At 64.1% G+C, this 9,356-nt stretch carries 10 protein-coding genes; 9 read left to right on the forward strand and 1 reads right to left on the reverse strand.

The features are described 5' to 3' along the window. The first annotated feature begins 42 nt into the window (after nt 1–42). Genes HMPREF2993_RS02760 through otsB form a run of 5 tightly spaced genes read left to right on the forward strand, consistent with a single transcriptional unit; the run spans nt 43 to nt 4,824 of the window. Nucleotides 43–1,719: a threonine/serine exporter ThrE gene (locus tag HMPREF2993_RS02760; protein ID WP_046649278.1), complete on the forward strand. Its 1,677-nt coding sequence runs from the start codon at nt 43–45 to the stop codon at nt 1,717–1,719. Between the two features lie 50 nt (nt 1,720–1,769). Next, nucleotides 1,770–2,117, forward strand: coding sequence for a hypothetical protein (locus HMPREF2993_RS02765; RefSeq protein ID WP_046649277.1), 348 nt, complete (start codon nt 1,770–1,772; stop codon nt 2,115–2,117). A gap of 2 nt (nt 2,118–2,119) precedes the next feature. Further along, on the forward strand, nt 2,120–3,541 hold the full coding sequence (locus HMPREF2993_RS02770; RefSeq protein ID WP_070680114.1) for an alpha,alpha-trehalose-phosphate synthase (UDP-forming): 1,422 nt from the start codon (nt 2,120–2,122) through the stop codon (nt 3,539–3,541). Next, nucleotides 3,538–4,050, forward strand: a complete 513-nt coding sequence (locus tag HMPREF2993_RS02775; RefSeq protein ID WP_070700897.1) for a hypothetical protein — start codon at nt 3,538–3,540, stop codon at nt 4,048–4,050. The genes HMPREF2993_RS02770 and HMPREF2993_RS02775 overlap by 4 nt, the downstream gene beginning before the upstream one ends. A gap of 30 nt (nt 4,051–4,080) precedes the next feature. Further along, nucleotides 4,081–4,824, forward strand: a complete 744-nt coding sequence (otsB, locus tag HMPREF2993_RS02780; protein WP_070511068.1) for a trehalose-phosphatase — start codon at nt 4,081–4,083, stop codon at nt 4,822–4,824. Here otsB and HMPREF2993_RS02785 read toward each other — a convergent pair. Then, complete coding sequence (locus HMPREF2993_RS02785; protein WP_070700899.1) at nt 4,821–5,906, reverse strand: LacI family DNA-binding transcriptional regulator; 1,086 nt, start codon at nt 5,904–5,906, stop codon at nt 4,821–4,823. The genes otsB and HMPREF2993_RS02785 overlap by 4 nt on opposite strands. A 72-nt stretch (nt 5,907–5,978) precedes the next feature. Between HMPREF2993_RS02785 and HMPREF2993_RS02790 the strand changes: the two genes are divergently transcribed. The 4 genes from HMPREF2993_RS02790 to HMPREF2993_RS02805 all read left to right on the forward strand — a co-directional run. Then, complete coding sequence (locus HMPREF2993_RS02790; RefSeq protein WP_070700901.1) at nt 5,979–7,103, forward strand: metal ABC transporter solute-binding protein, Zn/Mn family; 1,125 nt, start codon at nt 5,979–5,981, stop codon at nt 7,101–7,103. Then, nucleotides 7,104–7,805 carry a metal ABC transporter ATP-binding protein gene (locus HMPREF2993_RS02795; protein ID WP_070700903.1) on the forward strand — a complete coding sequence of 234 codons (702 nt, stop codon included), beginning with the start codon at nt 7,104–7,106 and terminating at the stop codon, nt 7,803–7,805. It begins immediately after the preceding gene. Beyond that, a complete protein-coding gene (locus HMPREF2993_RS02800) occupies nt 7,783–8,727 on the forward strand; it encodes a metal ABC transporter permease (protein WP_210401541.1) in 945 nt (314 codons plus the stop codon). The genes HMPREF2993_RS02795 and HMPREF2993_RS02800 overlap by 23 nt, the downstream gene beginning before the upstream one ends. A gap of 11 nt (nt 8,728–8,738) precedes the next feature. Continuing rightward, nucleotides 8,739–9,356 (forward strand): CE1 family esterase (locus HMPREF2993_RS02805; RefSeq protein ID WP_070700907.1); only part of this gene is annotated, 618 nt, incomplete at its 3' end.

Raw genomic sequence — 9,356 nt, forward strand, 5'->3', positions numbered from 1 at the left:
GACTTACCGAACCCAGAAGTGTTGTTGAGGTCTTTCTTTTCCGTGTCTGTTCTTTCTTCCTTGCGCCAGCGCCTGCTGTACCGGTCGGCTCCGGTCGCCACCATTGACGCCGCTAAGGCCGCACCGCCGCCCTCCCCGCTCGCCCCAGTCGATCTCACCGATCCGGCCCAGGTCACCGGCGTCATGGAGATCGCCGCGCGCGTCGGCGAAATCCTGATTGCAGCGGGCTCAGCCAATACCGACGTGCAGGCACAGATTCACCTCGTCGCATCCTCCTATGGCCTGCACTACTGCCACGTGTCGATCCTGATGAACACCATCACTATCCACACCGCCATCGGCACAGGGCCGGATCGGCACAACCTCCACGTCTTCCGCGTGGCGCCGAGCATCGCCGTGGATTTCACCAAACTATCCGCCGTTGACAGGCTCATCCGTTCCATCCATTCCGGTGCTACGCCACCGGCAATGGCGGAGAAGATCTTGGATGACATCGATGCGATGAAGAACCCCTATTCCAAGACCACCATCGTCAGCGCGTGGGGTGCCATGGGTGGATTCATCGCCGTGATGCTGGGCGGTGACCTTCTCGTCGGTGTTGTCACCTTCCTCATTTCGGCACTCATCATGGGCACGAATATGTTCCTCGCCGGCTACCGGCTGCCGCCGTTCTATCAGAACCTGGTCGGCGGCCTGCTTGCCGTCATTCCCGCGGCCATCCTCTACAACGTTTTCGCGCGATTTGGCATCCAGATGCTGCCCTCCCAAATCATCGGTTCCGGCATCGTCGTGCTGGTGGCGGGACTAACGCTCGTACAGTGCCTCGTGGACGGCATCACCCGCGCACCCGTGACCTCGTCCGCGAAGTTCTTTGAGGCTCTCATGTCCACCGGCGCCATCATCGCCGGCGTGGGCCTGGGTATCCAGGTGGCGTCGTGGTTGGGCTTTAGCCTTCCCCCACTAGCCACGCTCGCCCCGCCCGTCTATCACCAAATCCCACTGCTCGTACTGTGCGGCGGCATCGGCTCCGCCGCCTTCGCACTGGCGCTGGGAGCCTCCTGGTCCGAGGTCACCATCTCCGGTCTCACGGCCGCCGCCGGTATGGTGTTCTACTACTTCCTCGTCGTCTTCTTGGGCGTCGGGGCCGTCATTGCCTCGGGCATTTCTGCCGCAGCGGTGGGCTTGGCCGGCGGCCTGCTCTCCCGTCGCTACATGATGCCGCCACTCATCACCATGATCGTGGGCTATACGCCCATGCTTCCAGGCCTGACGTTGTACCGCGGCATGTACGCCATGCTCAACGAGCAGCTCATCACCGGCCTGACCAACCTGGCCAGCGCCCTCGCCATCGCCGGTGCACTTGCCGCCGGCGTGGTCTTCGGCGAGCGAGTCGCCCGCCGCCTGCGCCGCCCGCAGTACTTCCGCCCCTACACCGCCTTCAAGCGCCTGGGCACGTTCTCCTTCGCGCGCGCCACCCGCCTGGCGCAGCGCGCCCGTATCCCGCGCGTGCCCCTGTCTCCCTTCGCCCCGCGCCACAATCTGCCGGCCCCGCCGCCGCAATATGGGCCCAAACCACCGACACCCGCACAGCAGGCGCGCTTCCAGCAGGGCGATGCCATCACGGACATGTGGCCCGTTACCACGCAATTTCCGGCGCAGCGCCCCACCTACACGGTGCCCGGCAAAGATGACCCGAGCGCCCCAACGAAGTCGCAATAGCGTAGAATAGCCGGTCTGAAAGCTTTCATACTTCATCCCAGGAGGACTCCGTGCCACCAAAGGTCACAGATACCCAGCCCGCGGCTGACCAGACTCACGCAGTAGAGGAGGAGACCGCCCGCTCCGCGCGCCGCGTTGTCGCCACCTATGCGGAGGATTTCCTCGACGGCGTGACCCTCATGTCGATGCTGGGCGTCGAGCCAGAAGGCTTGGTCCACCGCAAGGTGCTGGCCGAGCAAGCCGATGCTGCCCCCAAGAAGAGCAGCAAGAAGGCCACGAAGAAGGCTTCTAAGAAATCCACGAAGAAGACGACTAAGAAGGCCACGAAGAAAGCCACCAAGAAGACAACTAAGAAGGCCACGAAGAAGGCAACTAAAAAGGCCGCAAAGAAGGCCTAGCTATGTCCGGGCGCACCAATAGCTTCGTCGTCGTAGCCAATCGCCTGCCAGTGGACCTCGAGACCGCCGCCGATGGCACCCGCGAGTGGAAGGCCTCCCCCGGCGGCCTCGTCACCGCGCTCTCCCCGGTCTTGGAAGAACACCAGGGCTGCTGGGTGGGGTGGCCGGGCGTAGCCGACGAAGCTCCCGAGCCCTTCACCACGGATAACGGTGTCCTCCTTCACCCGGTGCGCCTGACACAGGAGGATTTTGAGGCCTTCTATGAGGGCTTTTCCAACGCCACCCTGTGGCCGCTCTACCACGACCTCATCGTCACCCCCGTCTACAACCGCGACTGGTGGGATGCCTACCGCGAGGTCAACCTGCGTTTTGCCAACGAGGTAGCAGCCGTCGCCGCAGAGAATGCCACGGTGTGGGTGCAGGACTATCAGCTCCAGCTCGTCCCCGGCATCCTGCGCCAGCTACGCCCCGACCTCACCATTGGATTCTTCCTGCACATTCCCTTCCCGTCCCCGGATCTCTTCCGCCAGTTGCCGTGGCGTGAGGAGTTGGTGCGGGGGCTTCTCGACGCCAACCTGATCGGCTTCCACCTCGAATCCAACGCCCGCAATTTCTTGGAGCTGGCCCGCACCCAAGGGCTGGACGTAGAAGGGGAGGTCAGCACCCGCGCGGTCACCGCTCGCATCGTGACCGGTAGCGGGCATTCTGTCGGGGTAGGCGCTTTCCCCATTTCCATTGCGGCGGGTGAATTCGCTGACGGTGGCGATGCGGGGGACGTCGCCCAGCTGCGTGCTGAGTTGGGGAACCCCAAGCACGTCATTTTGGGTGTGGACCGCCTGGATTACACGAAGGGGATCCTGCAGCGCCTCACCGCCTTCGAGGAGCTCCTCGAGACCGGTGCGCTGGACCCACACGAGGTAACCTTCGTCCAGCTGGCTACTCCTTCGCGCGAACGCATCGACCATTACCGCGCCACGCGTTCAAAGGTGGAGGAGGCCGTGGGCCGCATCAATGGCCGCTTTGGGCGCCTCGGCGCGCCGGTGGTGCATTACCAGCACAGTTCCGTGCCGAAGGACGTCCTGCGGCGCTACTACCGGCTCGCGGACATCATGCTGGTCACGCCATTTAAGGACGGCATGAACCTAGTGGCCAAGGAATACGTGGCCTCCCACGGCGACGGCACAGGTGCACTCGTGCTCTCCGAGTTTGCGGGCGCGGCAGCAGAACTCACACAAGCCAACCTGTGCAATCCCTTCGACATCGAATCCATCAAACGTGCGCTGCTCTCCGCGGTCAAGGCACTGGAGGAATCCCCCGAGACCATGCGCGAGCGCATGATTGCTATGAACGAGCAGGTGCGTCAGCACGATATCGCGCTGTGGTCGCAGTCTTTCCTCGGCGCACTGAACCAGGAGGAAGCATGATGCGGCGCCGGCTCACCGCTGTGCTCAGTACTGTGCTGCTTGCGCTTGGCCTAGCTGGATGCAGCTCCGCTGAGGAGGAACCTGCCCCGCGCGGCGATGACCGCATCGTGGGCAAGGATTGGCAGGTCATCAACCTCTACACCTCACCGGACGCTCCTTCCTCCCTCCCTGCCGATACTGCACACGTGCCCCATATGAGCTTCGGTGAGCACACTGCGGTGGGCTCAACTGGCTGCGTACCGTTTACCGCTGAGGTGTCCTTCCACAAGGATGACAAAACCTCCACGATCTGGGAGGGTGACGTGATGAGGGTAGAAAAAGCCACCTACGAGAGCCCACCGAACGGTGAAGACTGCGAGGGCTCGATGCAATGGGCTGATTCGCTGATGCGCAACCTCATCGCCGAAGGCCATGAGTTCGACTTCGCGCTCAACCCCAACAACCAACTCGTGTTGACGCTGCGCACCGACAAGGTGGATTCACCGATTATCCGCATGGCCGCGCTATAGCTCCGAGGTTTCAGCGCTAGGGTGGGGAGCATGATTGATGCTCTCGCCGCCGCCGAACATTTAGCGGTTGTTTCCGACTTCGATGGCACCTTGGCCGGCTTCGCGCGCAACGCCTACGCAGTGCGCCCCGAGCAGCGCTCGCTGGATGCTCTCGCTGCCTTGGCGCAACTACCTAACACCACCGCGGCAGTGCTCTCTGGGCGCCACCTCGATGGCCTGATGCGAGTATGCCCGCTGCGCGAGCCGGTGCTTTTTGGTGGCTCGCATGGGGCCGAATCCTCGTGGGAAGAATCCGCGCTCACCCCGGAGATGGAAGCCTACTTGGCCAAGAAGGAAGCGGAAATCAAGGAGATTATCGCCCGCCACCCCGGCGCGGAGCTGGAGATCAAACCTTTCCAGCGGGTGCTGCACCTGCGGGCGCTGGAGTTGCAAGACCCGGACGCCGCCGCTGCTGCTTATGCGGAAGGCGAGGCCTTAAGCGCCGATGGTTTCCCCAAGACTGCGGGCAAGTGCGTCGTCGAGTTCTCCGCAACGCAGGCCACGAAGGGCACGTGGATTGACAAGCTTCGTCACCGCGTCGGGGCCACAGCGGTGGTCTTTTTAGGGGATGACACCACCGACGAAGACGGCTTCGCCGCGCTCAATCAGCCGCCGGACCTCGGTGTCAAGGTTGGTGAGGGCGCAACGCAGGCGGCGCTGCGCGTGCCCGATATCGCGGCGGTGACAGAGTTCCTCGAAGAACTCGCCGCCGCTCGCGCGCAGCACAGCTCTTAAGCCCCGACCGGCGCCACGGTGCGCCCCGGGCGGAAGGTGGTCTCCAACAACACGCGCGGCACCTCGCCGCGCCCCTCGATGAGGCTGGCCAGCATGCGCCCCGCCGCCGCCCCCTTTTCCTTGTTCGGCTGCACGACGGTGCTCAGGCCCAGCGCCAGGGCCGGCGCGATGCCATCGAAACCGGTGACGGAAAGCTGCTCGGGAACCACGATTCCATGATCGCGCGCATAAGCCATTACGCCGAGCGCCATCGAATCCGTCGTGCACAACACCGCGGTGAGATCCGGGTACTTAGTCAGCAGCTCCTCCGCGGCCGCGTAAGCCGTACGCGAATCGTTGATGTGTCGCGTCACCACGGGGATGTCTGCAGGATCGAGTCCCGCGTCTGAAAAAGCATCGAGCGCACCCAGCACGCGGGAGCGCTGCACGTGCATATCCGCCGCGGCCAGTTGTGCGGCCGTCACTTCGCCGTCGAGGCGCTCGCGGTGTAGGCGGATGGCAAGGATACCGATGCGGGTATGGGAGGCGTCGACAAGCGCCTGCGCCGCCGGGGCAATCGCGGCGCGGTCATCGATGCCCACGAAGGGCAGGCCGGAATCCGTGGGCTGGTCACACACCACCACCGGCAGGCCACGGCGCTGCACGGCGTCGAGGTAAGCATCTCCCGCTGCCACGGAATAGACCACGAAACCGTCGACGGCAGCCGAACCTACGAGCTGCGCTGCCTGGGCGTCGTTGGGCGCGCCGGCGGTATCCGGCCCGGCAGGGATGAGAGTCAACGTCGTGCTCGCCCCCGCCGAGGCCTCCGCCATGCCGGCGAGGAAATCCACCGAGGCCATGTCCTCGAAGGCATAGGACAGGTGCTCGGTGAGCAGAACACCCAGTGAACCTTGGCGGCGCGTGCGCAAGCTGCGTGCGGTGGGATCCGGGCCTGTGTAGCCACGCTCAGCCGCCGCGGCGAGGATGCGCTCCCGAGTGGCAGGCGCCAGCTGGTCTGGGCGGTTATACGCGTTGGACACCGTGGTGGGCGAAACCCCGAGTTCGGCGGCCAGGGAGGCCAGCGTCGTACTGCGTTTGGACATGACGGTAAGACTACCCGTTTTCAACTTATTATCATTTGACAACAATTTTCACTAAAGCGTAGAAATAGGGACATGACCACTTCCCTCTCACGCCGCGCTTTCCGACGTCCCACCGCTCTCCTCTTCGCAGCCGCCCTGGGCGCCGCCTCGCTGACCGCCTGTTCTTCCAGCGGCGATAACGCCGATGGCGGCTCGGATGCCGGTTCCGATAAGGAGACCATTCAGGTCGTCGCCTCGACCTCCATCTGGGCTGACGTAGCCCAGGCGGTCGTCAACACCGCGCAGACCGACGTGAACATCGACGTCCACCCCATCGTGAGCGGTAACAGCGTGGACCCACACCACTTCGAGCCCACCGCCGCGGACATCGCCCGCGCTAACGAGGCCGACGTCATCATCGCCGGTGGCGGCGGCTACGACGCCTGGCTCTACCAGGCCGTCAAGAACCAGGACCAGATCATTCACGCGCTCCCGCTTACCGCGCACGATCATGGTGGCCATGACCATGACGAGCATGATCATGGCGAGGAACACGAGCATGATCATGAAGAAGGGCACGACCATGCGCACGACCATGACGAGCGTGCGCATGACCATGCGCACGAACACGGGCATGACCATGACCACGCTCACGAAGGCGACACCGTGACCATGGACGAGGCCAAGAAGATCGCCGCCGAGCACCCCGAGCAGGTCACCAACATCGATGGCAACGAGCACGTGTGGTACGACGCCGCAGCCATCGAGAAGGTGGCGACCGAAGTGGCCGAGCTTGTTAACGAGACCAACCCAGAGGCTAAGGCCACCGCCGATCCGCTAGTCGAGCGCGTGGAGGGCCTGAAGGCACGCATCGAGAAGCTCCCGCAGCGCAACTACGCGCAGACCGAGCCCATCGCGGACTACATCTTCAAGTACACCGACAGCACCGACGCCACCCCGGAGGGCTACCGCAAGGCCACCGTCGCTGAGGGCGAGCCCACCGCCGCCGATTTGGCCCGCTTCCTTGAGGACATCAAGCAGGACAAGATCGACCTGCTCATCTTTAACCCACAGACCGAAACCGACATGACCAAGCGCATCCGCGCCGCCGCCGAGGATAAGAACATCCCGGTGGTAGAGATTGGTGAAACCCCGCCGGAGGGGACCAACTTCCTCGACTACTACGAGGAAGTCGTCAACGCACTCGAGGCTGTGTAAGTGCTCATCTCTTTTAAGAACGCCGCAGTAGAACCGCTGTGGTCGGACATGAACCTCGCCGTAGACCGCGGCGAGTTCATCGCCGTTTTAGGCCCCAACGGCGTGGGCAAATCCACGCTCCTCGGCACTATCTTGGGTACCCGCCAGCTCACCGCGGGCAGCGTAGATATCAACTGCCGTGTGGGCTTTATCCCGCAGCAAAGGATGTTCCCTCAGGACCTGCCCCTGCGCGCCCGAGACCTCGTGTCGCTGTCCCTGGCGCATGGCACGCTGCGCAACCGACGTCCTGCCCGGGGACGCGTGGACGAGCTCCTCGCCGAAGTCGGTGCCACCGGCATCGCTGACCGCCGCGTGGGCCAGCTCTCGGGCGGGCAGCAACAGCTCATCCGCCAAGCCCAGGCCCTAGCCAACGACCCAGAGCTCATCCTCGCGGACGAGCCGCTCTTGTCCTTGGACCCGGCGCGGCAGCAGGCGACCGTCGAGAAGCTCAATGCGTGGCGCCACGAGCGCAGCACCTCCGTGCTTTTTGTTACCCACGGCATCAACCCGGTGCTGGGAGTGGTGGATAAGGTGCTTTACCTTGCACCCAATGGCCACATGTTCGGCACGGTCGATGAGGTCATGCGCTCTGAGGTGCTCTCGGAACTCTATGGCTCCTCCGTGACAGTCCTCAACGTCGATGGGAGGCTCATCGTTGTCTAAATACATCGAGGATACCCAGTACCTGCTGGGTGTTGATTTCGTGCAATCCTCGCTCATCGCCTGCGCGCTGCTCGGAATCCTTTCCGGGGTGATGACCTCGCTCATCGTGCTACGCCAAATGTCCTTCTCCGTGCACGCTACCTCAGAGCTCGCGCTTATGGGCGCGGCCGCCGCTTTGCTGTTCGGCCTCAACATCGGCTTCGGCGCGATTGCCGGCGCCATCGTCGCGGCCATCATCCTGGCGGTGCTGGGGCTCAAGGGACAACAGGACAGCGCTATTGGCGTGGTCATGAGCTTCGGCCTCGGCCTTTCGGTGCTCTTCCTGCACCTCTACCCCGGCAACGCCAAGACCGCGATGACGCTGCTCACCGGCCAGATCGTCGGTGTGTCCTCCGCCTCGGTGTGGCTGCTCGCCGCCACGACCGCCATCGTGGTTGCTGTCGTGGTGCTCTTCTGGCGCCCGCTGCTTTTCGCCTCCGCGGACCCCGTCATGGCCCAGGCCGCCGGCGTGCCGGTGAAGTCTCTGGCGGTGTGTTTCGCCATCCTCGTGGGTCTGACGGCCGCGCAGTCGGTGCAAATTGTCGGCTCGCTGTTGGTCATGGCGCTGCTCATCACCCCGGGTGCCGCGGCGGTGCAGGTAACTTCCTCCCCACTGCGCGCGGTGGTGTGGTCCACCATCTTCGCGGAAGTCTCCGCCGTGGGCGGCTTCCTGCTCTCCCTGGCACCTGGCTTACCGGTATCGGTCTTTGTAACCACGATTTCCTTCATCATCTACCTGGTGTGCCGCTTCATCGGCTGGCAGCGCGGGCGCACCGCCGTGCGCGATGACATCGCCGCCGCTCGTTTCCACCGCGAGCACAAGGCCGTTGGCGAAGAACACCACACGAGCACCCACGACGAGCGCTGCGCACACACCGACTAAGCTGTCTGCCCGTGAAAGAATCCCTGGAACTCGATGGCCGCACCCGCACCTTCATCACCGTGGAGCCCGCTGAGCCAGGCGGGGATCTGATCCTCTTCTTCCACGGTTCGCTGCAATCGGGCAGCGTGCTCCGCCGGTTTACGGCCAATACCTTCGATGAAATGGCCCAGCGCACCGGCCGCGTCATCATCTATCCGGAGGGCGTGGACCGCCACTTCAACGATGCCCGCGGCACCTTGCCGGTCAAGGCCCGGGAGCTCGGCGTCGACGACGTCGCCTTTGCCCGCGCCCTGGTGGAGCTGGCCCAGCAGCGCTACGGCACTCAGCGCACGTTTGCCTGTGGCTACTCCAACGGTGGGCAGATGGTGCTGCGCCTGCTTTTCGACGCCCCCGGTCTCCTCGACGCCGCCTGCGTCTTCGCCTCCACCCTGGGCTCCGGCGCTAACCACGCGCCGAGCAACCCGGACTCGGCCTACCTGCCTACCCCGGTCCTACTCATGCACGGCACTGCCGATCCGCTCGCTCCCTATGAGGGCGGCGTGGCCGGGCTGGATGCGACCCGCACGCGCGGAAAAGTGACTTCGGCGCCGTGGACGGCCGCGCGCTTGGCACAGCTCAATGGCCTAACT

Source organism: Corynebacterium sp. HMSC068G04 (genome assembly GCF_001814885.1).
Lineage (GTDB): Bacteria > Actinomycetota > Actinomycetes > Mycobacteriales > Mycobacteriaceae > Corynebacterium > Corynebacterium hiratae.